The sequence below is a fragment of the Methylophilus sp. 42 genome, assembly GCF_000384155.1.
GTDB lineage: Bacteria > Pseudomonadota > Gammaproteobacteria > Burkholderiales > Methylophilaceae > Methylophilus.
In genome coordinates, this window is sequence record NZ_KB913031.1 from 828,718 (window position 1) to 854,044 (window position 25,327).

Here is a 25,327-nt window from a genome sequence, read left to right on the forward strand (position 1 = left end):
GCCTATTGTGATCTTTAAATAATTAATGCACGGCTCTTAAGGGGCCGTGCATCTTAAATTTTAGGAGTTTTGTTATGGCAACGAAGATTTTTAATGCTACAGAAACTGAATACACCGGTACTAGTGGAAATGATTACGTTGAGGGTAACAATCTAGGTAATTATATTGATGGTGCCGGTGGTAACGATATTATTATCGGTGGCAGTGGTAATGACTTGCTTATTGGCGGTGATGGCAACGACGTTGTTAGCGGTGGTGGAGGTGACGACACTATCGATTTAGGCAATGGGAATGACATTGCTGATGGTGGTAGTGGTAATGACTACCTTTCAGGCGGGGATGGTAACGATATTCTTAGCGGTGGCGATGGTAACGATAGTCTTATTGGTGGGGCCGGTAATGATGTCCTCACTGGTGGCGCGGGCAATGATTATCTTTCTGGTGGTTTGAGTACAGCAGGGAACGAAACCGTTAATGGTAATGTGTATTTATTGACATCTGATGATGTTGCCCTCGGTGATGAGGATAATGACACTTTCGTGATCGGTGAGGAAGAAGATGCCACAGGCATAACGATTCAAGGTGGCGTTTCTAAGTTGGATAATAATGGAGATGTGGCAAGATATACTGATAAGGTCGAAGCTGAAGAGGGCAATGAAGATGCAGGCTTTCTTGTATACGATAATGTTACTGGTGAATATGTTGAGCTTGATGACGATATTGCAGAAGAAACTCAAACCGATGTTCGCTTGAATTTAGTGACTCGTCCAGGTTCCTCTGCAATCAGTACATTTGCTTCTTCTATAGCTGGATATAACGCAGTTGACACACTTGCATTTACTGAATCTGGTGAGTTTGAGGGTATCCAGTTTTCTGGTATTGAGCGTATTGAGCTTGCCAGTGGTGTCAGCATTACTCTGGAAGCCGAGCAACTTGAAGAGAACGGCGAGTCTCTAGCTTTAGGGGAAATCAACCCAGGCACACACATCTACGGCGTTGCCGGTGGTGACGTTGAAAATGTCACTCTGGAACTGGAGTTTGAAGAGACCACGTTCGAGCCAGCCGCAACTATCGTTGGTGCAACGCCAGTGACTTATGATGCTGCCGTATTTGAGGTAGACGATTATTCCGTAGCTAACCTCTATCACAACGTTGATGTGACTTACGACGCATCTGAAGGTGAAGCGGGCAGCTTTACGCGTATTGATGGCGCGAATGAAGGTAGTGATGCGCATGAAATCGTGCTGGGTAGCGAAGGCGTTGATTATGCAACTATGCGTCTGGGTGATGACACAGTCTACGGTAACGGTGGCAATGACTTGCTGATTGGCCATGGCGGTGCTGACTACCTGGATGGCGGCGAAGGCAATGATATTTTTGTGATTGGCGGATTTGGCAGTGGTGTGCAAGGCACGACTTCCAAGGCTGACGATGGCAATAAAGAGTGGATCGCCACTGGTGCTAAACACGATGTGATCGTTGGTGGTGATGGCGTGGATACACTGCGCATTACGACCGGTATCGGTGCCAACACTAAAGCCAACGGTACAGTAGTACTCAACAACGATAACTTCAAGTCTATGGAAGTCGTGCAAGTGGGTGGCACGGTTGGTCGTTTGAACGTTGAAAACACTGACCTGCAGTTGCTCAACGATCACTACTACTTCAAGGCCAACGGCACTGTGGCTGATCTTTCTAACACCCTGGGTAACAACGGCGGCACGATCAATAATGTCGTGGTCGATGCTTCTGGCGTAACTACCAATGGCTTGCGTTTTGAAGGCAATGCTAACCAGCAAACCTTTATTGGTACCAGCAAGGCTGACGTGTTCGTTGGCAATGGCGGTAACGATACGCTGACCGGTGGTGGCGGTAAGGATACGTTTGTATTTGGCAAGGTGTATGAAGAAGTCGTGACTGGTTCTGCTACCACGGTGCAAACTTATACCAATACGGCATTTAACCTGACTGGTGTGGATACCATCACTGACTTTACACGTGGCACTGACAAGCTGGAGTTGCATTTGGACCAGTACAGCCAACTGGCTGGTTTCAACGCCAGCATGCTGCGTGTAAACAGCACGGGTACAGCACAGGATTCTAATGACTACCTGGTTTACAACACCACCACCAAAACCCTCAGCTATGACGCGGATGGTAATGGTAGCGGTGCGAAGGTAGATATTGCAGTGCTGACTGGCGTGACTACATTGTCAACCTCCGACTTTGTGATCGTGTAATAGAAGTGTTGCGGGCGGGGCAACCTGCCCGCAATCATTCTCTACAGAGTGTCCTATTGTGAAAATGTCGTCGCAAGCTGAATCCATCAAGCAAACCCTGTCCGAACTTTGGCCCATCTGGCGCAAAGTCTGGCTGTTTGGGGTGGTGACCCATCTGCTGATTCTGGTGCCCTCCTGGTATATGCTGGAGGTGTATGACCGCGTCATTAATAGTCGCAATGTGTCGACATTATTGATGCTGACACTGCTGGCGGCGTTTGCTTACCTGGTGATGGAAGCACTGGAATGGCAACGACGTCACTTGTTGCAGGCCGGGGCCAAACGCTTTGAGCAATTATTGCAGGAGCGCGTGTTTGAGCGTGTCTTTGCCGCTAAATTAGCCGTGCAGACGTTTCCTGCGCAACAAGTATTTTCCGATTTTTCTACCCTCAAAAATGCTCTGCATTCCTCGGCCTTGCTTGGTCTGATTGATGCGCCTTTTTGTTTGATTTTTCTCGCTGCAGTGTTCTGGATTCATCCGGCACTGGGCGTTCTCACCTTGTTCGGACTGGCGATACAACTGGTATTGACCGTGCACAACCAGTCACGCGTGGCGCCGTTGATGCAACAAGCGAACCAGCACGCCATCGAATCCCAGCGCTATTTTGCCAGCATCAGCCGTCATGGTGATGTGATGCATGCCATGCATATGCTGGCGCCGATTGAGCAACGCTGGTTACAGCATCAGCATGGTTTTTTGTGGCAGCAGGCGCAGGCCTCAGAGCTGGCAGGCAAAAGTGCTGCCGCTTCACGCTGGCTGCAAACCTTGCAGACCAGTTTGATTCTGGGCCTGGCCTGCTATCTGTTTATTGCCGGCGAGTTATTCAATGGCGGTGCCATGATGATTGTGGCGTCTATTTTAGCTGCACGCGTGCTCACGCCGCTGGTGCAATGTGTTGGGCACTGGAAAACCTATGAGCAGACCTGGACCGCTTATCGTCGTATTGACAGCTTGCTGTCTGGGGCAACTGCCACCACGGACGGGCTGGTTTTGCCATCACCCACGGGCGAAGTGACAGTAGAGCAGCTCAGCTATGCCATGCCGCAAGCGGGTAAGTCCTCGGCTGAAGTATTTATCCGTCAGGTGCAATTTAAATTAACTGCTGGGCAAGTGCTGATTGTGGCGGGTGCGTCGGCCTCAGGAAAAACCACTTTAGCCAAATTGCTGGTCGGCTTGTTGGCTCCTAGTGCAGGCCGTGTGCGGTTTGATGGTGTGGATGTGCATCGCTGGGATAAAACGCAACTGGGGCCGCACTTGGGTTATCTGTCGCAAGAGGTGGATGTGTTTGATGGCCCTATTGTCGACAATATCTGCCGTTTCCAGACGCCTGACCGCGAAGCGCTGACCGAAGTGCTGACCCTGCTGGGCATGTACGAGTGGGTACATCAATTACCTGATGGCTTAAATACAGTCATTGGTCAATCCGGCATGGCGCTGTCTGGCGGTGAGCGCCAACTGGTCGGCCTGGCACGTGCTTTTTATGGCAAGCCACGCATCGTGGTGCTGGATGAACCTAATGCCAATCTCGATACCACTACCGAACGCACTTTGCAGCATGCGATTGCGCGCCTGAAGCAGCAAGGCACAACCTTTATCATCATCAGCCATTTGCAACATATTTTGAGCATCGCCGACACCATGCTGGTGATGTGCCAGGGGCAAATGATTCGTTATGGCAAACCGGCTGAAGTGCTGGCAAGTTTTCAAGCGGAGCCCGGACAAGCAGACATTAGAAAAACAGAGCCTAGACAAGCAGAGTCTGGAAAGGTGGCACAGTCATGATCTCCCCCCGTAATTTTACTGACACCCCCGCCTGGAGACCTGGTTGGCAGATGCCGCTATGGTCTTTTATGCAACCGTTCAGTGGCGCGTTTATACAGATGGTCTGGCTCAGCTTGCTGACCAATGTGCTGATGCTGGTGCCTACTTTGTATATGTTGCAGTTATATGACCGCGTCATGCTTAGCCGCAATACCTTGACGCTGGTGGCGATGACGATATTAACCGCCGGCTTGTTATTGCTGATGGCAGGTGCGGACTGGTTGCGCAGTTTGTATGCGATTAAAACCGGCGTGCAGTTCGACCTCACCTACGGCAAGCAAGTGTTTTCGGCCGTGTTTGATCCACGTGCCACACAGCGCCCGCCACCTGCCGAGTCATTGCAGCAATTAACTGCCATTCGCCAGTTTATGACCGGACAAGGTTTGTTCGCCCTGCTGGATATTCCCTGGAGTGTGATCTACATTGTGGTGTTGTTTGCCTTGCACCCGGTGTTGGGAGCGACCGCAATGGCATTTTGCCTGGTGCAGTGCGCGGCAGCCTTGTGGAATCAGCGCATGACAACACCGCCAGCGCAGGCTGCGCAGGCAGCCAAGCAAAGCACTGAGTATTTTTTGCAGCAAAAAATCCAGCATTTGCACACCAGCTATGTGTTGGGCATGTTGCAAACCTTGCGCCAGCATTGGCAGGCATTGCTGGCGCAGCAATCGCTGGCAGAAGCCGCCTGGTTAAAAGCCAGTGATCGTAGCCAGTTTGTCAATAAATGGGTGCGCTATACATTGCAATCACTGATGCTGGCCATGGCGGCCTGGCTGACCATTCGCGGTGAAATCAGTGTTGGCTCCATGGTGGCATCCAATGTGCTGATTGCGCGTGCCTTGCATCCGTTTGATGTCATGGTGCATAGCTGGCGCCAATGGTTACAGGCTAGGTCGGCGGCGGCTGATTTGCATGGCTTGCTGAGTAATACTGGCGCCCCAGTGCAGACAGGCGAACCTTCGCTGGTTGCAATGCATTTGATCCGCCCCTATCAACTTGAACTCCAGTCTGTGGGTGTTACCGCAGCGTCGCGTCGCCTGTTGCATGATGTCAGCCTGGCCATACAACCAGGACGCCTGCTGTGTGTCATGGGCCCCTCGGGTGCAGGCAAAAGCACGCTGGCACGTTTGCTGGTCGGGGTCGTATCGCCCACGGCAGGTCACTATCAAATCAATCAATCCACGATTACCGCAGACAACGCGCGTGCGTTGATGACCAGTGTTGGCTATTTGCCACAACAGGTGTCTTTGCTTGAAGGCACGATCGCTGAAAATGTCGCCAGATTTGGTGAGCTGGAGAGCCAGCATATTTTGCAGGCTTGCCAGCGCGTGGGCTTGCATGAGGCGATTCTGCGTTTGCCACAAGGCTATGACACCCGGCTGGATGAGCAGGGTTTGCCTTTGTCTGGCGGGCAACGACAATTACTGGGGCTGGCGCGTGCCATTTACAAAGAGCCTGCCTTACTGGTGCTGGATGAGCCGAATGCCAGCCTGGACGAGTTTGGCGAAGCCAGGCTGATGCAGTTGTTGCAAGCCTTAAAAACCCTGAATACCACCATTGTGGTGATCTCGCATCGCTCTGGTGTGCTCAAAATTACTGACGACTTGCTGGTGCTTAAACGCGGCGAAGTGTTACACCATGGGCCACGCGATGCGGGGATTGTCTATTTAAATCAATTGCATGCTGCTGCCAGCAGTATGGCGACGGAGCCTGCGTGACCATGAATCCTGTTATTTCTGACAATGTGCACGCCATCGAGTCTTATGCGCAAAGTGTTAGCCAGACGCGCAAAGGGGCTGCCATTCTGTTGTGCGGCCTGGTGGGGTTTGTACTGTGGGCGGTGTTTGCACCGCTGGATGAGGGTGTCCCTACCGAAGGCATCATCAGTGTAGAAACCAATCACAAGGTCGTGCAGCATTTAACCGGCGGCATGGTCAGTGCCTTGCAGGTGCATGAAGGGCAGGAGGTACACGCGGGCGATGTGCTGTTCAAGCTAGATGCACAAGCCAGCAAGGCGCGTTATGAAGAAGTCTGGCAGCGTTATGCCGGGCTGCGTGCGCAGGAGGATCGTTTACGTGCGGAGCAAAGCCACCGTGCCGTGATTGATTTTCACCCGGACTTGACGCGGGAGCAGCAAGATCCGTTGATACAACAACAGATGCGTAACCAGAGTCAGTTATTGTTCGCGAGAACCTCGGCACTGGCGGCGGATATCGCAGGTAAAAAGGAATCGATTGCTGGCTACCACGCTTTGATTGAAGGCTACCGTGGCGTGTTATCCAGCCATGAAGCGCAGCTTCGGTTGCTTGAGGAGCAGTTGCAGGGCGTACGCGCCTTGACCGCAGAAGGGTATGCGCCGCGTAACCAGCAAAATGACCTTGAGCAGCGCGTGGCGGCTTTGTATGGCGATCGCGCCAATACCCAGGCCAATATCACGCGCGCCCAGCGCGCCATTCTTGAGTTGCAGCAGCAGATTAATCAGCGCAACCAGACCGAACAAAAAGAGATTGATGCCGACATGGCGCAGGTGAAATTGCAGGTGGAGGCCGATGCGCAAAAAGTGCTGGCGCTGCGCCAAGAATTGGGGCGCACCGAGATTCGCTCACCCGCCGCCGGTCAGGTGGTGGGGTTGCAGGTACACACGGTTGGCGCGGTGATCCAGCCCGGGCAGAAGTTGATGGATATTGTGCCTTCCGGCGAGGCATTGATTGTGGATGCACAGATTCCGCCGCATCTGATCGACAAGATCCATGTGGGGCAGGCCGCTGATATCCGATTCTCTACTTTTGCCAATAGTCCGCAACTACTGGCAGAAGGGCAGTTGAAGTCGGTCTCTAAAGATTTGTTGAGTAAACCGGCGGCGACGGTGGAAGGCAGCCAAAGCTATTACCTGGCACGTGTGATGCTGACAGACAAAGGCATGCACGCCTTGCAAGGCCGTCAGTTACAACCCGGTATGCCGGTGCAGGTGGTGATTAAAACCGGTGAGCGTACGCTGTGGAATTACCTGATGCACCCACTCAGCAAACGCCTGGCTGCATCCATGAAGGAAGAATAATGCGTGTTGGTCTCTTCTATTGGCAGCCACTGGCGATTGTTTTGTCTGGCTTGTGTTGCGCACTCACGCTTATACAGGCACAACAAATACAGGCGCAAGAAGACCTGAATGGCTTGTATCAACTGGCGGTGACAAATAACGCCGATTACCGTGCGGCACTGGCGAATACTGAAGCCGAACGTGAGGAGCTGACCAAGGCACGCGCCCTGTTTTATCCCAAGGTGCAATTAGGCCTGAGTAAAGGCCGTGGTAATACCGACCGCACCACGCAAACCACGCTGGGGGCGGTTAATACGGAACTCGATTATTCGCTGGAGAATTACAGTCTTTCGGTCAAACAGCCCTTGTTTAACCGCGAGACCATGGCGATTTATGGCGGTGCCAAGTCTTATGTCAGTGCGCAGGAGTCATTGCTGGAGCAGGAAAATGCCAAGCTGATTCTCAAATTGGTTTCCGTCTATCTGGAAACCTTGTATGCACAAGACCGGGTCAGTGTGCAGCAACGCAAGCTGGATGCGGTGGGGCAGCAACTGCGTCAGGCTGATCAGCGTTATGCGCGTGGCAGCGGCACGGTCGTCGAGGTGAGTGAGGCGCAGTCTAACCTGGATGTGGCCAAGGTTGAGCATATTCAGGCCAGTAACGATTTACTTTCCAGCCAGCAGAGCTTGCAGATTCTCACAGGGGCGCCACAGGGTTTGTCAGCGGCATTGATGGTAGATGGCCTTGGCGGCTTGAATCCCACGACGCAGTCTTTGGACAGCTGGCTGGCATTGGCGCGGCAACATCATCCGGAATTGGCTGCGGCCTACCAGAACGTAGAAGTTGCCAAAAAAGACATTGAAAAGAAACAGGCCGGACATTATCCGACGCTGGATCTGGTTGGTGTGCGCTCATATAGCCAGAACGACAGTAACAATACACTGGGCTCACGTTTTGATACCACCACTATTGCCTTGCAGATGAATGTGCCCTTGTTTGCGGGCGGTTATGTCAATGCCAATGTGCGCCAGAGCGCCAGCCGGTTGACCGCCAGTGAAGAAAGCATGACAGCCAAGTCGCGCGAGATCGAGTTCAATGTACGCAAGTATTACCAGAGCCTGCAGGCGCAGCAGCAATCGATCAGTGCCTACCAACAAGCCGTGCAGTCGGCCAGCATTGCCTTGGACGGCACGCAAAAAGGCTTCCTGGCCGGATTCAAAACTAATCATGAAGTGCTGGATGCCCAGCAAAAGCTGTTTACCAACCAGTTATCTTTGACCAAAGCTTATTACAGCCTGATCAGTGACTGGGTCAATTTGCAGTTTAGTAGTGGTGTATTGACGTTGGAGGCACTTAACCGCGTCAGCCAGTTGTTTGTTACGAAAAAATAGGCATCGTTTAAAGGTGGAAATGCATATGAAATCAGTGGGTGTGTACAGCAAGCAACGTGGGTTTACCTTGTTGGAACTGTTGGTAGTGATGGTCATTATCGGTCTGTTGGCGGGCTATGTCGGCCCCAAGTATTTTGCCCAGATTGGTAAATCAGAAACCAAAACGGCCAAGGCACAAATTGAGGCATTATCGCGCGCGCTGGATACCTATCGGCTGGATACTGGTCATTATCCTGCGACTGAGCAAGGCCTGGCGGCACTCAATCGCCAGCCGGATGGCGAGACCAAATGGCAAGGCCCATACCTGGCCAAAGGTGTACCCGCCGACCCGTGGGGGAGGCAGTATCTGTACCGTTATCCCGGCGAGCATGGTGATTACGATGTGTGGACGCTGGGCAGTGATGGTGCCGCTGGTGGCCAGGATGCTGATAGCGATGTCGGTAACTGGTAGCGCTTAAACGTCAGCCATCATGAAGTTTGAATTAAAAGTGTTGCAGGGGGCGCAGGTGAGTTGGTTATCGCTGGATGCCACGGATCGCCAGGCTGCGCTGCTACAGGCGCAGGCACAAGGCTATGGTGTGTTGCAGGTACGGTCTGCGCGGGTGTCAGGTTGGCCGCAATGGCCGCTCAAAACGCATACCTTTAATCTCAGCCTGTTTAGCCAGGAGTTGCTGACACTGCTTGAATCCGGACTGAGCCTGATTGAAGCCATTGAGGGCTTGGCTGAGAAGGAGCAACAAGACCACGCACGTGCCGTGTTAACCCAATTACGCACCAGCCTGTTTGAAGGCTTGCCCTTGTCTCAGGCACTGGCCTTGCAGCCTTCGGTATTCAGCCAGTTATATATCGCGCTGATTCGGGCCAGTGAACGTACGGGCGATATGGTGCAGGCATTGCGGCGGCATGTGGCTTACCAGACGCAGGTAGAGGCGATCCGCAAGAAAATTATTGCGGCCTCAATCTACCCGGTATTACTGATTGTCGTCGGTGGCCTGGTGGTGCTGTTTTTGCTCGGTTATGTAGTGCCGCGCTTCAGCACGATTTATGAAAGTGGCGGTGACAATTTGCCCTGGGCCAGCCAAATGCTGTTGCGCTGGGGGCAATTGTTGCAAGGGCATGGCGAGTGGGTGCTATTGGCAACCCTGGCTATGGCGGCATCGCTGTGGCTGGTGTTTTCACGCCCGGCCAGCAAGGCCTGGTTGATGCAACGCGTGTGGCAAATCCCCAGCTTGGGTGAGGCTTTGCGCATTTACCAGCTGGCGCGTTTTTACCGCACGCTGGGGATGCTGTTACAGGGAGGAATTCCCTTGCTGACGGCACTGGGCATGGTGCAATCTTTGTTGCCGCAAGAGTTGCAACTGGCCTTGCAGCGGGTGATTACCGAGGTGCGTGAAGGCAAGGCCTTGTCAGGTGCCATGGAGTCGCATGGCCTGACGACCTCCATTGCCAACCGTATGCTACGCGTGGGTGAGCGTAGTGGGCAGCTCGATGAGATGCTGGGACGTATAGGCGTGTTTTACGACGAAGAAACGGCACGCCGCGTGGAGTGGCTGAGCAAGTTATTGGAGCCCGCACTGATGGTGCTGATCGGCTTGATTGTAGGTTTGGTGGTGGTGTTGATGTATATGCCGATTTTTGAACTGGCGGGCGCCATAGAATGAGGAATGCCATCGCATGAATATGCAGGATTTACCGCTAACTGGGCATGTCCCCCCATTAGATGCCGGGTTATTGCCACAGGCGCGCCAGTTGTCCCAGCAAACCGGCCGCCCACTCATGGAGGTGTTGGAGGAGCTGTCTGGCCTGACGCCAGATGTGTTTGTGCTGGCACTTGGGCAATGCATGCATTACCCGACGCTGACCGCACTCGATTTGCACGCCATGCAGCCCATGTTTGACCTGTTGCGCTTTAATGATGCCAGTACTTTGCATGCGGTATTGATGCAAAAATCCGACCAGTCGCTGTATCTGGTACTGGCTGACCCGTTTGACGAGCCACTGCAATTACGCTTGCAGAGCATGGTGCGCGTGCCGGTACAGTGGTGCCTGGCGCATCGTAACGATATCGCCGCTTGCCTGCAATTTCATGAAACGCAAATGCGCGCGATGGATCAGGTACATGCCAGTGACAGCATCAGCAACGAAGAGGAAACGCCGGTAGAAGAGTTGTCGCTGAAGTCCATCAGCGAAGACAGCAGCCCGGTGGTGCGCTTTGTACGCTCGACCTTATACGATGCCCTCAAAGCCGGGGCCAGTGATATTCACCTTGAATCTACCCTGCAAGGCTTGCGTGTCAAATACCGCATCGATGGCGTGCTGACAGAGGCAGGTGGCCTCAGTGGCGTCATGCAGGCCGAGCAGGCAGTGTCGCGTATCAAGGTCATGTCTGAACTGGATATTGCCGAGCGACGTATTCCGCAAGATGGCCGCTGCAAAGTACATGCTTTGGGCCGAGAAATAGACTTGCGTGTCTCTATCATGCCCAGTGTGGTGGGTGAGGATGCCGTGCTACGCGTGCTGGATCGTAAAGCGCTGAGTGAGGCGCAAGGCATCAGCCTCGAAGTGCTGGGGTTCGCGCCCGCTTTATTGGCGCAAATCCGGGCGCAGGCCGAAGCGCCTTATGGCATGTTGCTGGTGACCGGGCCCACCGGTAGCGGCAAAACCACTACCCTCTACGGCATGATTTCCGAGATCAACCAGGGCCAGGACAAAATTATCACTATTGAAGACCCGGTCGAATATCAACTGCCTGGCGTGCTGCAAATCCCGGTCAATGAGAAAAAAGGCCTGACGTTTGCGCGCGGCCTGCGCTCTATTTTGCGCCACGACCCCGACAAAATCATGGTGGGTGAAATCCGTGATGGAGAAACCGCACAAATTGCCGTGCAGTCGGCGCTGACCGGGCATTTGGTGCTCACCACCGTGCACGCCAATAACGTATTTGACGTGATCGGCCGTTTCACCAATATGGGCGTCGACGCCTATAGTTTTGTGTCGGCAGTCAACGTGATCCTGGCGCAGCGGCTGGTACGCGTCATCTGCCCGTTTTGCAAAGTGGATGATATGCCAGACTCCGCATTGCTAGTGAAGTCTGGCCTGAGTGTAGAAACGACCCAACACTACCAGTTTAAAAAAGGCCAAGGCTGTGGCCAGTGCCATGGCAGCGGCTACAAGGGCCGCAAAGGCATTGCCGAACTGTTGCTGTTTGACGACCGTATGCGCGAACTCATTGTCTCTAAAGCACCTATCAGCCAGATTAAGGCATTAGCTGCCACAACCGGTACACGTGCCATGCGCGACGCCGGGTTGGCGCTGGTGGCTACGGGCGAAACGACTTTGCAGGAGATTAACCGTGTTACAGCGCTTTCCTGATCCCGGTGTAGATTGCCGCGTGGCCGACAGCCGTCGCTGGTGGCAGGCGCTGACTGCGCCGGAATTGCGCCTGGTCATTACTTGTGATGCGCTAGAAGTATTCCAGTTTCAACGCGCGTGGTTGCCGGGTAGGCGTCCGCAGATGATCAGCCATCAACGTCATACTTTGCCGGGCAGCACGCAGGATATATTACCGCCAGAGGCTTTGTGGCAGACCTTGCATGACGTCTTGGCACCCTTAGCGGGCCAGCGTTGGCATGTGGTCGTGGTGCTTTCCAACCAGTATGCGCGCTGGCTGGCATTGCCGTGGCAGGCTGAGGTGCGCAGCCAGGCGGATAAAGCGGCTTATTACCTCCACGGCTTGCAGCAGGCCTTTACCAGCGATGGACAAGATTGGCAAATTCGGGCGCAGCCGGGTACTTATGGCCAGCATACCTTGCTGAATGCACTGCCTGCCGCACTACTGGAGAAACTACAGGTTGCGCTGGCCAAGCATCGCTTGCCGCCCGGCATCATCACCCCGGCGTGGACGCTGGCAGCCAACCAGGCTTTATATACCATGCGCCAGCAAGGCTTTTCGGCCAATGGTTGGGTTGTCTGCCGCGAGTCCAGCCACTTAACGGTGGCATGCCTGATGCAGGGGGACTGGCTACAGATTCGCCAGCTACCTGTTGATGCGCAATGGCGACTGACCTTGATGCAGTTATTGTCGCGCGAGCAGGTCATACATCCCGAACGGGCAGCTTTGCCAATCTTTTTGTCACAGGCAGAGTCTGGCGGCGCTACGTCACAGTCCATGCAGCCGTTTCAGGTGGTGAATGTGCAGTCTTCCCACGGGTTGGGTAAGCCGTCTCTGCAGGTAGCCGAAAGAAGGGTGGCTTAATGCACGTGCGCTTAAATCATGCGCCCGGTCGCTTGCCTGGGCCTGCGGCCACGGTGATTGGCCTGATCTTACTCACTAGCCTGGTATGGCTGGCCGCTGTTTATCATCAGCTTGCCCAGGAAAATATCGCCCTGCAGCAGCAATGGCAAACGCGCCAATTAGCCTTGACTGCCAATCAGCAGGCCGTCAATAAACCGCCCGTCGTGAATCAGGCCTTGGCGGCTGATATGGCCGAGGCGCAGTCACAGATAGTCACGCCGTGGTTAGCTTTGTTGAGTGATCTTGAACATGCCCAGCAAGCCCACTTGTACTGGCTGCAACTCTCCCCGGATGCCAAGCGTAAACAGATACGCATGACGGTGCTGGCACAACAGCGCCAGCAAGGCTGGGCGCTGGTAGAGCGGCTGAAAAAACAGTCTGCTTTGGTGGATGTGAAGCTTAAGGCCAGCGAAGCGACCGAGGTGAACGGTTTGCGCATGACGACCTTGCATGTGGAGGCCGGATGGCAGTTCTAAGTCACTTTATGCAACGTGTGTGCTTTGTCTGCCAGCAAACGCTGCGGGCACATCGCTGGCTGGCAGTCATGCTGTTAGTCGTCGTTTTGCTCTCTGGGCTGGTGGCGCATGCCTGGTGGCGCGGTCATACCTTGCAACATGTATTGCAACAATTACCTGCATCCACCAAGCGGACATTGCCTGTCACTGAGGCCAGGCCTCACGTCGTGAATGTGCTGCAAAGCTGGCCCAGTGAAGACGAAGCTGACCGTATCAGTGCTGAGATACTGGCGACGGCAGATGCCATGGGCATGTTGTTTGAGCGCGCAGAATTTCAGTCTTTAGCCGTTGAGCATTCGAGTTTGCAGGTACAGCGCATCAAGTTGCCACTCAAAGGGGATTATTTGCAGGTGCGGCATTTTTTGCAGCAGGTGTTACAGACCTATCCCAGCCTGGCCTTAAGCCAGTTCAAATTGCAGCGCAGTGATGTGTTAAAGCCAGACCTCGAGGCCTATGTGGAGTTTAGTTTGTACACGCGTAAGCGAGGCCAAACATGATGAGGCGTGGAATAGTATGGGTGGCACTGGCTTGCACCTTGTTGGCATGCTGGTGGGTAGAGCAAGCCGAGCAGCCACTGGTTGCCGCTGTGAAACAAGCCCCTCAGCGTCGAGTGAGCTTGGCGCAGGCCTTGCCTTTGCCTCACACGGCCTCACCGCAAAGCGTCTCAGCGCCTGCCAGCATGATTGCAAGCGCCGATGATAGCGCGATTAACCTGTTTGCCGCGTTGGAAATGTCGGCAGTCGACACCGCGGTGCCTGTGGCGCCTGAGGCGGTGAATCCTTATACCTATGCTGGGCGGTTGCAGGAAGGCGGGCGCTGGACCGTGTTTTTAACCGATGGCCAGCAACAATATGTAGTACATGCAGGCGACCATTTTGCCGATGGGTGGCAGGTGAGTCTGCTCGACCAACAAAAAATCGTGCTGCAACATGCGGCCGAGCGCTTTGAAATCAGGCTGGATAACGGGGTGGTATTTTGAACAAGCAAGTGAATCAAACGTATAGTCATTGGGCCTGGTTGTTGGGCTGCCCGCTGTTATTAGCCAGTTGTAGCAACCTATTACCCGCACAACAAAACGGTGATGCCACGCTGGAGCAGGCCAGAATCTATGCGGCGCGTGGCCAAGATGACGAAGCGATTCAACTGTTGCAGCCCTTGGTGGACGCGCATCCGCGCCAACCGCAATATAAAAACTGGCTGACCCTGTTGCAGGAAAAGAAACTGCAAAAGCAATTGCAGCAAGCGGATAGTTTATTGCTCACCCAACAATATGATGCGGCGAGTGAGGGTTACCAGCAAGTGTTACAGCTTGCACCCAACAACCGTGCTGCCAGTGACGGCATGCAAAAAGTACAACTGGCGCGTCAGCATTCGATACAACTGGAACAGGTGAAGGTAGCGATTGAGGCTGAGGATTTGGCTGGTGCCGAGTTTGGCTTGCGCAGTATCCTGGCCGAGCAGCCAGCGCATTCCGCAGCGCGGCAGTTGTTCGAGCAGTTAGAGCAAAAGAAAAACGAACGGACCAGTGTGGTGCGACCCTTGCAGTCTTCGTTGAGGAAGAAAGTCACGCTGGAGCTTAAAAATGCGCCGATTAAAAATGCTTTCGAATATCTAGGCAAGGCCGGAGATTTGAATTTCTCGTTTGACCAGGAACTCAACGAAGGCATACGCGTGAATGTGTTGCTGCGTGATACGCCGATAGAGCAGGCGCTGGACGTGATTCTCACCAGCCATCAATTAGGCAAGAAAGTGCTCAACAGCAATACCTTGCTAATTTATCCGCAAGCACGCGCGGCGCAGTATGAAGAATTATTTGTGCGCAGTTTTTACCTGACGCATATGGACGCCAAACGTGCGCTCAATATGATGAAAACCGTGTTGCGTGCCAGCGATGTCTATATTGATGAAAAGCTCAATACGCTGGTGATGCGCGACACCATGGACCGCATTAAAGTCGCCGAGAAGCTGATTGCCTCGCAGGACCTCAATGAACCCGAAGTCATGCTCGAAGTTGAGGTGATGGAAATCAACCGCCGTAACCTGGAAAACCTCGGTATCCAGTATCCCAGCCAGATTGGTGTTGGCGTGCAGGGCAATGCCGCGGGCAGTACCAGTGGCACCCTGCCGCAGGCAGGCAAACTGACGCTGACCGAGTTGCGCAATTTTAATGGCGGTCTCGGTGTGTTTTCGATCAATGATCCCGCCATTGTACTCAACCTGCTGCATCAGGATACCGATACCAATTTGCTGGCCAGCCCCAAAATCCGGGTCAAGAACCGTGACCGCGCCAAGATTCATGTCGGCGATAAAATCCCGGTGCTGACCAGCGTCGCCAGTGCGCAGGGTTTTGTCAGCCAGAATGTGAATTATATTGAGGTCGGTATCAAGCTCGATGTCGAGCCGGTGATCCAGATGCAAGACCAGGTCAGTATCAAAGTCGGCATGGAGGTGAGTAATATCACCGACCAGGTCACCACCAGTTCTGGGGTGCTGGCGTATACCATTGGTAGCCGCAATGCGAATACCACCTTGCAGTTGCGCAATAACGAAACGCAGATTCTGGCCGGATTATTCCGTGACGACGAGCAGAAGACGCGGCGCAAAGTGCCAGGCCTGGGCAATTTGCCGCTGATTGGCAAGTTTTTTAGCAGTAATAATGAAGACAAGCGTAAAAATGAAATTGTATTGCTGATTACACCGCGCATCATGCATAACCTGAGCCCGGCCAGTTCGGTCTATAGCCTGATTCCTTCCGGCATTGCCGCTACAGCAAATCCGGTGGGGGCTGGCGGCGCGCGCGCGGTGCAGGCGATGGAGCCGACGCCATCAGCGCCAGCGGTGACACCACAATCGACGCAGAGCGGCAATGTGCGTAATGACAGCGGTTTTGCCAGCCAGATGATGAATAGCAGTGACACCGGCGCCGTACAGCCTTGAGGCCAGCCAATTGATGTTATCTCTTTCTTCTCGCAAGCATTATGGATTTACCCTGGTTGAGCTATTGGTAACGCTGGCTTTGCTGGCGTTACTGGTGACCTCGGCCAGTCCGGTGCTGCAGCTCAATAGCAAGCGCGAAAAAGAACGTGAACTCAAGCGCGCCTTGTGGCAAATCCGCGATGCGCTGGATGCCTACAAGGATGCCGTTGACCAGGGCCTGATTAAAAAAACGGCCGATGGCAGTGGATATCCGGCCAATCTGGCCATCCTGGTGACCGGGGTAGAGAATGCGCAGGATCCCAAAAAGAAAAAACTGTTTTTTTTAAGGCGCATCCCGCGTGACCCGTTTGCGGCGGATACCGAACAAAGCAATGCGGGCACGTGGCGTATCCGTGCCTATGACGGTGGGCTCGATGACATGGCGCAGGATGTGTATGACGTCTCTTCGCGTTCGCCTGCCATGGGCATTAACCAGCAACCTTACAGTGAGTGGTAAAGCCATGAAACGTGGGTTTACCCTAATTGAAATGCTGGTGGTGCTGGCGATTCTGGCCATGTTGCTAACTATTGTGACGCCAAAATTCATGCATATGTTGCAGCGCTCGAAAGAGACCAGTTTGCGTCATGACTTGCTCACCATGCGCGACGCGATTGATAAGTTTTACAGCGATAAAAACCGTTATCCGGAAACACTGGATGAATTGGTCGAGCGCCAATACCTGAAAGCCATCCCGCCTGATCCGATCACCGAACGTATGGATACCTGGGTGATTACCTTGCCGCCCAATATTGACGAGCAGGGTAGTGTCTTTGATGTGCATAGCGGTTCTGCGCTGGTGGCCGCAGATGGTACGCCCTATGCGCTGTGGTAAGGCGTCCACCACCGGCTTTGTGCTGATTGGCATGTTTATGCTGATTATGCTCAGTGGCCTGGTCATGGTGCAAGCCAGCATGCGCTGGCAAACTCAGGTGCTGCGTGAAAGAGAGCAGGAACTGATCAAGGTGGGCCTGGCCTATCGCGATGCCATCGGCCGTTATTACAACCAGACGCCAGGCGTAGTGAAAATCTTCCCACCGACTTTGGAGGCTCTGCAAGAAGATACACGCTTCCCGACTGCGCGCCGTCATCTGCGCAAAGCCTATCTTGACCCCATCACGCAACGCGAAGGCTGGGGTCTCGTCATGGCCCCCAGTGGCGGCATCATGGGGATTTACAGCTTGTCTGATAAAGCGCCATTTAAAACCAAAGGCTATCGTGGTGAATTACAACATTTGAATGACAAGCGTTATTACGGTGAATGGTACTTCGTTTATTTGCCGCAAACCGTGGCGGTGAATACTGGTGGTGTGTAAAGCACGGTGTACATCGTTGCCCTGACTATCCTTAATGTAAAGTTGTGTTAATGACATCAGGCTTTTGCCTCGCCCAGCGATTAAACATATGAAGGGATGTAAATGTGAGAAATTCCCGATATTGGCGGGGGTTTTTCCTGGTTTGCGTTTTTAATATTGTGAGCGCAACAAGCATCCAGATTATTTTCTCGTATGTATTTTGATAATGGAGCTCGCTGTGGATTTGGTGCCTGATATTGTTGATCTCGTGTTGTACTTACTGGGCGTGCTGTCTGTGCTGGTGTGGTCCATCATCATCATTAAAAGCTGGGCCTGGTACAAGTCCCGTAGTGCATCGAACAATTTTCTATCCGAGTGGCAACAAGTAAAAACTATTTACGAATTGCCCAAGATTATTGCTAACAGTAATAGCAGCTTTGCGCGTTTGTGTGATGCGGGCATGCGTGCGATGAACGAGGTGATGGCGAACTCAGTGTTGCGCAGAAACGAGCGTCAGGAGGTTATTTTACTCTCGCTCAAACAACAGGCCTACCTGGAGCAAAAGCGCATGGATGGCGGTGTGGCGGTGCTGGCCAGCATAGGCTCTACCGCGCCGTTTATCGGCTTGTTTGGCACGGTGTGGGGCATTATGAATGCGTTGCGTACCATCACGGCGACCGGTTCTGCCGGGCTGGATGTGGTAGCCGGGCCGATCGGCGAGGCGCTGATTGCGACGGCGATTGGTATTGCGACAGCGGTGCCTGCGGTATTGGCGTACAACTACTTTATGCGCAAGCAAAAAGTGCATAGAGCCGATATGGAGCAAGTCGCCAGCCGCTTTCAGTCTTTGCTGACGCAGTCAGGCGCGGAAGGGTAATAACATGGCGATTTTAGGGGACAGTGAAAACGAAGAACTGGTGAGTGAAATCAATGTGACGCCGCTGGTGGATGTGATGCTGGTATTGCTCACGGTATTTATTGTCACCGCACCTTTGCTCATGAATGCGGTGAAGGTAAAGTTACCGCAGGCCAGTGCCGAGGTAGCCATCACGGTGCCCAAAACAGCACATATCAGTGTCACCGATGCAGGTGATGTGTTTCTCGACCAACAGCGACTGGCGGTGGAGGTGTTGACGACAGAGTTGGGTGTGCTCAAAAAAAGCCATGATCCGGCGGTGGAGATTTATGCTGATGAACATGCGCAATATGGCGTGGTGGCCAAAGTATTGGCGGCCATTCAGCGTGCGGGTATCAGCAAGTTTAGCTTTGTGATGTCGCCAGAGGCCGGGAAATAGGCATGAGCAGCCTGATTTATCCAGAGCAGCCGAATTATTCGCAGTTATGGCGCGCAGTGATTGTATCGCTGGGCTTGCATGCGCTGGTGGTGGCGGTGTATCCCAGCTTAAGCCGGATTCAGTTGCCTGAGATGCCGGAAAAATTGGAAATTGAGTTTTTCTCAATCAAAGCTTTGCCACCGCGTGTGCAGCAAGTGACGGAAACGGCCACGCCGGTTGAGCCGCCCAAAGCGACGCCAACGCCAGTGGTGAAACCGCAAACGCCGGTAGAAACGCCTAAACAGATATTGGCTGCCCCGAGCAATCATGAGGCCGATTATCGTGTGCCAGAGCAAGCGGCGCCGACGAAAGTGGAACCTGCAGCTGTGAGCCCAGCGCCTGCGGCACCCAGTGTGAGTGCAGAAAGCGCCCAGCATGCGGCGAATGACTCTGCTGCAAAAGATGCAAAACCCAGCGCGTCTGCGCCGAGCACGCAGGCTAACACCGAGTCCGACGAGTTGAGCGCTAGTGACTCTGATGCCTGGGGCGATTATGGCGAACAATTACGCGCGCTGGTCAGTAAAAGCAAACAATATCCCGCCATCGCTATTCGCCGCCATCTAGAAGGTGAGGCCACGGTGGTCGCCCAGTTTGTGCGTGGCGAGTTGGTCAATGTGTCACTGGCGGATAGCAGCAAGCATGTGCCATTGGATGAAGAGGCTATGCGCATGGTGAAAAAAGCGATTGCACAGCTGGGCGTGAAAGATAGCCTGAAAAAAAAGACGTTCAGAATCACCATTCCGGTGGCATTTAAACTGGAGTAATCGTCATTGATTTCTTGTAGTCAGGTGTGATCAGAAAGTAAATCCCTCACTTTCCCAAAATGGTTGCACCTGTTCTCCTAACCCCTGCAGTTTGCCAACTTTCCTCCGGCAAGCGCAGGGGATTTTTTTGTGTATATCAACTGGTTGTTTTCAACCAGGCTGGTGGCTGAAAACTGCCAATTTTTACGGTGAACTGGCTGCAAGACAAGTAAATGCGGGCTCAGTGGTGTGGCATACAATTTGCAAATGACAAGGCATGGATAAAGCGATGGTTTGGTGTGGCATTAATCTGCAGTGGGCGTATACCGACCTGCTCGGCTACATCCGCTTTAAAGTCGCTTGCCCGCACATGGCCAAAGATATCCTGCATGATGCACTGATCCGTTATACCGTCTCTGGTAGCGTCAATAAAGGCACAGAGCCGCATGCCTATATGCGCAGCATCGCCAAAAACCTGATTGTGGATAGTTATCACCACGCGCAGCGTTTCGTCTCCCTTGAGGCTGAAGTTGGGCTTAATCGTGAATGGCTGGATGCGCCAACCTTATCTGTCGAACAGCTCAGTGACATCAAACAGCGGCTGCAAATGATTCAGCAGATATTAGAGCAGTTACCGCCGCGTTGCCGTCAGGTATTCTGGATGTATCGCGTGGAAGGGCATACGCAAACCGAGATTGCTGCCGCGCTCGGCATTAGCAAAAACATGGTCGAGCGCCATGTCATGCGCGCGATTGTGGATTTGAGCAGTGCGCGTGAACTGATGATGCAAGCATGATACATCGCAAGCACGAGGAGATGATCAGGCAAACCGCTGCACGCTGGTATATGCGTATGCGTGAAGCTGCGCCGGATGCGCCTGAGCGCACCATGTTTGAAGTGTGGTTGCTGTCAGATCGCAGGCACAGTGCCGCCTATCAAATGATCGAGTCCACCATGGACGACTTTAGTTCTACCGAGCGATTGCAAGCGCTTTCTAATGCACTCTTGCAGACACAGTATTTCGAACAAAACACCCGCCGTAAAAAAGTTACCAAACTGGGCTCTGGCCTGGCCGTGATGTTGCTTTGCCTGGGGCTGGGCTTTTTAGGACGCAGCCAATACCAGCAATGGCAGGCATCACCTTTATCCAGCGAGGTGCAGACCACGGCTGTGGCGCAAATGGTCAAACGTACATTGGACGATGGCTCGGTGGTGACTGCCAATGCCAACAGTGCGATGGAAATCGTGTTTTACCGTCATCAGCGCCTGGTCAAACTGACGCGTGGCGAAGCGATTTTTGAAGTCACCAAAGATCCGAAACGTCCATTTGTGGTTGAAACGCAGCAAGCCAAAGTCACGGTGCTTGGCACCCGATTTGCCGTTAACCAGCTTAGCAACAAAGTCCGCATCAGTGTCGACCACGGCCGCGTACAAGTCGCGCGCGCGGATGGCCGCGAACCTGCATTGATTCTACACAATGGCGAAGTGGCCGAGATTGAGCAAATGGCCTCGCCGCATAAGGTCAATCGCAATGCTGACGACAGTTTCAGTTTTAGCAGTGGCCGCATCGTGTTTGACCGTGCTGATATGTTCGAAGTCGCCGATACCTTGTCGCGCTACCGTAACCCTACCGTCAAAGCCGTCTTTTTCGGTAACCAAACGCCTAAGGTGAATGCTGTCCTTAAAGTCGCTGAGGTTGAAAGCTTTATCCAAACCCTGCCACAATCGGTGCCGGTAATGCTCAAACGCACAGATGATGCATTAGTGATCGAGCCAAACAGGTAATTCTTTACATTTCTTTTTAGCTGCCGCATATCAGGCATTTCTCCCCTTCGTCGGTTACCCCTTTAACAAGACCTGTAACCGACGGATGCACCATGCACACCATAACGATTAAAACAGCCGCCCTGGCCGCATTGATTGGCCTGAGTACGCCTACCGCACTTTATGCAGAGCTCAACACTGCCCTACCCGGGGAGCAAGAAGAGAGTTTTGCCATCCCCTTGAATATGGATATGCCAGCCCAGCCACTCGCGGCTGCGCTGCGCCAGTTTGCTATCCAAAGCAATCTTTCACTCACAGTCGATAGTGCCCTTATTGTCGATAAGAAATCCCCTGCCGTCAAAGGCCGCATGACACGCAAAGAGGCGATTAAACGATTGCTGGAAGGGTCAGGTTTAGAAGGTAAAATAATTCAGCAACATTTGACGATAGAAAAACGACTTATGCCAGTAAGGTCAGACAGCTTGGAACTGGATGCTGTGCAAGTGAGGGCGCAGCGTATGTATGAGGTCGGCCCCATGCGAGGTTTAGCGCTAACGAAAGAGGAGATCCCTGGCAACGTCCAGTCACTGACAGCAAAAGAGATTAGGGATGCGCATGCCGTAAGTATTGCTGATTTATTGAATACTAAATTGCAGTCGGTCAATGTCAATGATTACCAGGGTAATCCATTCCAGATGGATGTCACTTATCGAGGTTTTACCGCCTCCCCGCAATTAGGTACTGCGCAAGGGCTTTCAGTTTTTCTGGATGGTGTCCGAGTCAATGAGCCTTTTGGCGATGTTGTTAATTGGGACATGCTTCCGCTCAATGCATTAGGTAGTCTGGATATTTTTCCTGGGTCTAATCCACTATTTGGGTTGGGTACTTTAGGTGGTGCGCTCAGTATGAAGACTAAAAGTGGTTTTGACTCGAAAGAAGGGTCACTTGAGTATTTGGGAGGCTCTTTTAAGCGCAATCAATTTCAAGGGTCTGTGGGCGGCAATAATGGCGTAGTCGCAGGATTTGTGGCTGCCAATATCTTTAAAGAGGATGGTTGGCGTGATAACTCTCCAAGTAAAGTAAATCAGGTGTTTAGCAAGTTGGAGTGGCGTGGTGAGTCATTGCAACTGGGGCTGAATATGCTCTATGCCAGTAATAAGCTTACCGGTAACGGTTTATTGCCATCAGAAATGGTTGAGCAAGATCGCTCTAGCATTTTTACTAGTCCTGATGAAACCAGTAACCGGCTCCAGCAGTTTCAATTAAATGCCCTATGGGATGTGTCAGACACTTTTAACATTACCGCTCAGGTCTATCACCGAAAAAGTCGTCGTTTTTCCAGTACTGGTGATGTGAACCAAGACTTCGGCGGCAGTGCGACGCGTAGGCCCGCCGCCGGTGAAAAGCCTGGTTACTTTGCACAGGATTTAAATAATGATGGTCTGGCAGATCTGGATCTGTCTCAAACATATATCAATAACATAGCAACGGTCGATGCCTTCGATGGGTTTGGAAACCTCGTCCAGTTACCAGCCGATGCGGATGGTGATCCACAATACCTTTTTGGGCCTCTCACTCAAATAGGTACTGATCAGGATGGTAATCCTATCTTTGACTCCCCGGTCACTGATAACCCAGCCTATGACGCCAGTCGTCCCGCGATAGGGTCCAATCCAAATACCGCATTTGTATTTACCAATCCTAATGTTTCGCAATCAACCATTGCCGTCACAAACCCGGATGGATCTACGACTACAACGCCAAACTGGGCATTCAATTCTCTACCGTTATCCGCTCAGCCAGACTTTAACAGCGACTATTATCAGGCGGCGTTGGCTATTGCAAATGCTATTCCAGGGTCACTTGCACAACAGGCGTTGGAGTTAAAGTTGCGTAATCAGGGCTTAGCGTTTAGCTACTCTGACTGGAATGCCACATTTAAGGACAGTAATGGTTTTATTGGTACTGGATCATTTATTGTGCTTGATAAAAATCGTGATGCAAAAGGAGACTTTATTTTAGCTGCGTTTTCAGGCGTGAGTCGAGGGCTTGGTTCTCCTATGGGGCTGCTCGTAAGAGACCCCGTGACGGGAATTCCGTACATGCGAGATGGCGCGGATTGTGAAGCGCAAATTATACAAATCTTCCCTGATTGTAAAAAAGGGTATATAGAGGGCACGCCGGTCGCCCTGGTAACGGAGACTGAAATTAATCAACTCACCGATGGTGGGTCACTCCAATTAAACTGGAATACCGAGAAGCACAAATTGATGGTTGGTATGTCTATGGACTCTGCGAATGCTGATTACAGCAGTGGTCAATTACTTGGTGTATTTGGAGACAGGCGTAATGTTATTTTGGACCCGAGCAAAGTGGGCTATGAATTCGCTGCTTCAACACAAAAGCTGGGCCTAAATGATTTTGCAGGTACCAGTACGACGAAAAGTCTCTATTTTAGCGAAACCTGGACGCCGACAAAACAATGGGCTTTTACTGCCTCTGGCCGCTACAATCAAACGAAAGTTAAAAACGAGCTGGCAATTAGTAATATTCTCGGCTTGGCCGGGGCATCACAATTCAAGAACTTTTATGATCCATTAGTGGTATGTAGGGATTTAAATGGTAATGGGGCGATTGAGTATGAAACAGAAGAGTGTGGAACTGGTTATCGCCCATTTTCATTTGAATTAGCCCAGCAGGCAGGTGCCATTGGGCCAGGGGAGACCGAGAAATTTAGCTATTATTCTTTTAATCCCTCGCTCGGGGCGACTTGGCAGGCAGATGAGAATTTGAATATTTATGCCAACTGGAGCAAGGGGGCCAGAACGCCAACTGTTATTGAGTTGGGTTGTGCATATGATGACACTCCTGTGCGAGTTGGCGTCGATTCACAAGGTAATCCGGCTTTTGGCCCACGGTCTTTGGTCGAGAACAGATTCTGCAGTTTGCCGACTACGTTGTCAGGGGATCCTTATTTAAAACAAGTCAGGTCAGAAACCATAGAAGTCGGCGCACGTGGTTTTCTCACGAGTGATATCCAGTGGAATGCGAGTATTTATCAGACTGATTTAACAGACGATATTTATTTTGTGTCATTCAGGCCTGAGCGCAGTTTTTTTCAAAATATTGGAGATACTCGCAGAAGGGGGCTTGAAATGGGCTTGCAAGGAAAATGGGGTAAAACCGGTTTTAAACTAAACTACGCTTTAACCGATGCAACATTTCAGGATCGCTTTCAAATGGCGAGCCCTAATAACAGCAGCGCGGGCAATGTGATTCAAAGTTATAACGGTGCGGGTACCTTCGTCAGCAATGGCTATCAGAATATTGCAGTGACTCCGGGTAATCGTATTCCGGGTATTCCATTGCATAACCTGAATGCAACGGTCACCTATGATCTAACCCCGCAATGGACTGTGGGGTTAACTGCGGTTTTGCACTCAGAAAGCTATGTACGAGGCAATGAGAACAATAAGCATCGTGCTGGTATGCCTAGTGAGGTATATGGGTGTTCAGCTGCCCAAGGCGGAGTGCCTACTGTGATTGATGGGATTTCTTATGGCAACAGTAGTTGTGGAGCGGGTCTGGCGACAAGGCCGAATTATCGTTTCGCGGGGATGGTGCCAGGTTATGCTGTCTTTAATTTCAGTTCGAGTTATAAACTCACAAACCAACTAACCGCTACCTTATTGATTAATAATCTTTTTGACCGTGAATATTACACAGCAGGACGTTTGGGAGTTAATCCATTCTCCCCCAGTATTAATGGTGCCATTGGCCCAGGTGGGTTTAATTACAATAGTAACGATTGGTTGGCGTCTACTTTTCTTGCCCCGGGCGCCCCGCGTGCGGCATGGCTTAATGTGCGCTATGATTTTTAAT

At 52.3% G+C, this 25,327-nt stretch carries 22 protein-coding genes; all 22 read left to right on the forward strand.

Translation table 11 applies throughout. The features are described 5' to 3' along the window. Positions 1-74 precede the first annotated feature (74 nt). The 22 genes from MET42_RS0104005 to MET42_RS0104110 all read left to right on the forward strand — a co-directional run bounded on the left by MET42_RS0104005 (position 75) and on the right by MET42_RS0104110 (position 25,326). Positions 75-2,240, forward strand: coding sequence for a calcium-binding protein (locus MET42_RS0104005; RefSeq protein WP_019881509.1), 2,166 nt, complete (start codon positions 75-77; stop codon positions 2,238-2,240). Between the two features lie 64 nt (positions 2,241-2,304). Next, complete coding sequence (locus MET42_RS0104010; protein ID WP_019881511.1) at positions 2,305-4,062, forward strand: type I secretion system permease/ATPase; 1,758 nt, start codon at positions 2,305-2,307, stop codon at positions 4,060-4,062. Positions 4,063-4,130: 68 nt separating this feature from the next. Then, positions 4,131-5,816 (forward strand): type I secretion system permease/ATPase, encoded by a 1,686-nt coding sequence (locus MET42_RS0104015; RefSeq protein WP_019881512.1) that lies wholly within the window; start codon positions 4,131-4,133, stop codon positions 5,814-5,816. A 2-nt stretch (positions 5,817-5,818) separates the two neighbouring features. Next, on the forward strand, positions 5,819-7,156 hold the full coding sequence (locus MET42_RS0104020) for an HlyD family type I secretion periplasmic adaptor subunit (RefSeq protein WP_019881514.1): 1,338 nt from the start codon (positions 5,819-5,821) through the stop codon (positions 7,154-7,156). Beyond that, positions 7,156-8,526 carry a TolC family outer membrane protein gene (locus MET42_RS0104025; RefSeq protein ID WP_019881515.1) on the forward strand — a complete coding sequence of 457 codons (1,371 nt, stop codon included), beginning with the start codon at positions 7,156-7,158 and terminating at the stop codon, positions 8,524-8,526. Before MET42_RS0104020 ends, MET42_RS0104025 begins: the two co-directional genes overlap by 1 nt. A gap of 25 nt (positions 8,527-8,551) precedes the next feature. After that, a complete protein-coding gene (gene gspG, locus MET42_RS0104030) occupies positions 8,552-8,977 on the forward strand; it encodes a type II secretion system major pseudopilin GspG (protein WP_019881516.1) in 426 nt (141 codons plus the stop codon). Positions 8,978-8,996: 19 nt separating this feature from the next. Further along, the gene (locus tag MET42_RS0104035) at positions 8,997-10,187 is read left to right on the forward strand and encodes a type II secretion system F family protein (RefSeq protein ID WP_019881517.1); all 1,191 of its coding nucleotides are present in this window, start codon (positions 8,997-8,999) and stop codon (positions 10,185-10,187) included. A 13-nt stretch (positions 10,188-10,200) separates the two neighbouring features. Beyond that, positions 10,201-11,898, forward strand: a complete 1,698-nt coding sequence (locus tag MET42_RS0104040) for a GspE/PulE family protein (protein WP_019881518.1) — start codon at positions 10,201-10,203, stop codon at positions 11,896-11,898. After that, the gene (locus tag MET42_RS0104045) at positions 11,879-12,781 is read left to right on the forward strand and encodes a hypothetical protein (protein ID WP_019881519.1); all 903 of its coding nucleotides are present in this window, start codon (positions 11,879-11,881) and stop codon (positions 12,779-12,781) included. Before MET42_RS0104040 ends, MET42_RS0104045 begins: the two co-directional genes overlap by 20 nt. Continuing rightward, complete coding sequence (locus MET42_RS0104050) at positions 12,781-13,296, forward strand: hypothetical protein (protein WP_019881520.1); 516 nt, start codon at positions 12,781-12,783, stop codon at positions 13,294-13,296. The genes MET42_RS0104045 and MET42_RS0104050 overlap by 1 nt, the downstream gene beginning before the upstream one ends. After that, positions 13,284-13,832 (forward strand): hypothetical protein, encoded by a 549-nt coding sequence (locus MET42_RS0104055; protein WP_232411299.1) that lies wholly within the window; start codon positions 13,284-13,286, stop codon positions 13,830-13,832. Before MET42_RS0104050 ends, MET42_RS0104055 begins: the two co-directional genes overlap by 13 nt. Continuing rightward, entirely contained in the window at positions 13,829-14,314 is a 486-nt protein-coding gene (locus MET42_RS0104060; protein ID WP_019881522.1) for a hypothetical protein, read from the forward strand. Before MET42_RS0104055 ends, MET42_RS0104060 begins: the two co-directional genes overlap by 4 nt. Beyond that, positions 14,311-16,272, forward strand: a complete 1,962-nt coding sequence (locus MET42_RS0104065) for a hypothetical protein (RefSeq protein ID WP_019881523.1) — start codon at positions 14,311-14,313, stop codon at positions 16,270-16,272. The genes MET42_RS0104060 and MET42_RS0104065 overlap by 4 nt, the downstream gene beginning before the upstream one ends. A gap of 13 nt (positions 16,273-16,285) precedes the next feature. Next, on the forward strand, positions 16,286-16,768 hold the full coding sequence (locus tag MET42_RS0104070) for a prepilin-type N-terminal cleavage/methylation domain-containing protein (protein ID WP_019881524.1): 483 nt from the start codon (positions 16,286-16,288) through the stop codon (positions 16,766-16,768). Beyond that, positions 16,758-17,144, forward strand: coding sequence for a type II secretion system protein (locus MET42_RS0104075; protein WP_019881525.1), 387 nt, complete (start codon positions 16,758-16,760; stop codon positions 17,142-17,144). The genes MET42_RS0104070 and MET42_RS0104075 overlap by 11 nt, the downstream gene beginning before the upstream one ends. Beyond that, positions 17,131-17,625, forward strand: a complete 495-nt coding sequence (locus MET42_RS0104080) for a type II secretion system protein (protein ID WP_019881526.1) — start codon at positions 17,131-17,133, stop codon at positions 17,623-17,625. The genes MET42_RS0104075 and MET42_RS0104080 overlap by 14 nt, the downstream gene beginning before the upstream one ends. 217 nt (positions 17,626-17,842) lie before the next feature. Beyond that, a complete protein-coding gene (locus MET42_RS0104085; RefSeq protein ID WP_024929550.1) occupies positions 17,843-18,481 on the forward strand; it encodes a MotA/TolQ/ExbB proton channel family protein in 639 nt (212 codons plus the stop codon). A gap of 4 nt (positions 18,482-18,485) precedes the next feature. Further along, positions 18,486-18,899, forward strand: coding sequence for a biopolymer transporter ExbD (locus MET42_RS0104090; RefSeq protein ID WP_019881530.1), 414 nt, complete (start codon positions 18,486-18,488; stop codon positions 18,897-18,899). Between the two features lie 2 nt (positions 18,900-18,901). After that, a complete protein-coding gene (locus tag MET42_RS0104095; RefSeq protein ID WP_019881531.1) occupies positions 18,902-19,702 on the forward strand; it encodes an energy transducer TonB in 801 nt (266 codons plus the stop codon). A 256-nt stretch (positions 19,703-19,958) separates the two neighbouring features. Further along, a complete protein-coding gene (locus MET42_RS0104100; RefSeq protein ID WP_019881532.1) occupies positions 19,959-20,477 on the forward strand; it encodes an RNA polymerase sigma factor in 519 nt (172 codons plus the stop codon). After that, positions 20,474-21,466 (forward strand): FecR domain-containing protein, encoded by a 993-nt coding sequence (locus MET42_RS0104105; RefSeq protein ID WP_019881533.1) that lies wholly within the window; start codon positions 20,474-20,476, stop codon positions 21,464-21,466. The genes MET42_RS0104100 and MET42_RS0104105 overlap by 4 nt, the downstream gene beginning before the upstream one ends. 92 nt (positions 21,467-21,558) lie before the next feature. After that, complete coding sequence (locus MET42_RS0104110) at positions 21,559-25,326, forward strand: TonB-dependent receptor domain-containing protein (RefSeq protein WP_019881534.1); 3,768 nt, start codon at positions 21,559-21,561, stop codon at positions 25,324-25,326. The last annotated feature ends 1 nt before the right edge of the window (position 25,327 follow it).

Excerpts from the sequence above, each read along its gene's own strand:
- MET42_RS0104060 (WP_019881522.1), top strand. The coding sequence starts at position 13,829 with ATGATGAGGCGTGGAATAGTATGGGTGGCACTGGCTTGCACCTTGTTG.
- MET42_RS0104020 (WP_019881514.1), top strand. The coding sequence starts at position 5,819 with ATGAATCCTGTTATTTCTGACAATGTGCACGCCATCGAGTCTTATGCG.
- MET42_RS0104025 (WP_019881515.1), top strand. The coding sequence starts at position 7,156 with ATGCGTGTTGGTCTCTTCTATTGGCAGCCACTGGCGATTGTTTTGTCT.
- MET42_RS0104040 (WP_019881518.1), top strand. The coding sequence starts at position 10,201 with ATGAATATGCAGGATTTACCGCTAACTGGGCATGTCCCCCCATTAGAT.
- MET42_RS0104080 (WP_019881526.1), top strand. The coding sequence starts at position 17,131 with ATGCGCTGTGGTAAGGCGTCCACCACCGGCTTTGTGCTGATTGGCATG.
- MET42_RS0104090 (WP_019881530.1), top strand. The coding sequence starts at position 18,486 with ATGGCGATTTTAGGGGACAGTGAAAACGAAGAACTGGTGAGTGAAATC.
- MET42_RS0104095 (WP_019881531.1), top strand. The coding sequence starts at position 18,902 with ATGAGCAGCCTGATTTATCCAGAGCAGCCGAATTATTCGCAGTTATGG.
- gspG (WP_019881516.1), top strand. The coding sequence starts at position 8,552 with ATGAAATCAGTGGGTGTGTACAGCAAGCAACGTGGGTTTACCTTGTTG.
- MET42_RS0104035 (WP_019881517.1), top strand. The coding sequence starts at position 8,997 with ATGAAGTTTGAATTAAAAGTGTTGCAGGGGGCGCAGGTGAGTTGGTTA.
- MET42_RS0104110 (WP_019881534.1), top strand. The coding sequence starts at position 21,559 with ATGCACACCATAACGATTAAAACAGCCGCCCTGGCCGCATTGATTGGC.
- MET42_RS0104005 (WP_019881509.1), top strand. The coding sequence starts at position 75 with ATGGCAACGAAGATTTTTAATGCTACAGAAACTGAATACACCGGTACT.
- MET42_RS0104100 (WP_019881532.1), top strand. The coding sequence starts at position 19,959 with ATGGATAAAGCGATGGTTTGGTGTGGCATTAATCTGCAGTGGGCGTAT.
- MET42_RS0104015 (WP_019881512.1), top strand. The coding sequence starts at position 4,131 with ATGCAACCGTTCAGTGGCGCGTTTATACAGATGGTCTGGCTCAGCTTG.
- MET42_RS0104010 (WP_019881511.1), top strand. The coding sequence starts at position 2,305 with ATGTCGTCGCAAGCTGAATCCATCAAGCAAACCCTGTCCGAACTTTGG.
- MET42_RS0104105 (WP_019881533.1), top strand. The coding sequence starts at position 20,474 with ATGATACATCGCAAGCACGAGGAGATGATCAGGCAAACCGCTGCACGC.
- MET42_RS0104070 (WP_019881524.1), top strand. The coding sequence starts at position 16,286 with ATGTTATCTCTTTCTTCTCGCAAGCATTATGGATTTACCCTGGTTGAG.
- MET42_RS0104055 (WP_232411299.1), top strand. The coding sequence starts at position 13,284 with ATGGCAGTTCTAAGTCACTTTATGCAACGTGTGTGCTTTGTCTGCCAG.
- MET42_RS0104050 (WP_019881520.1), top strand. The coding sequence starts at position 12,781 with ATGCACGTGCGCTTAAATCATGCGCCCGGTCGCTTGCCTGGGCCTGCG.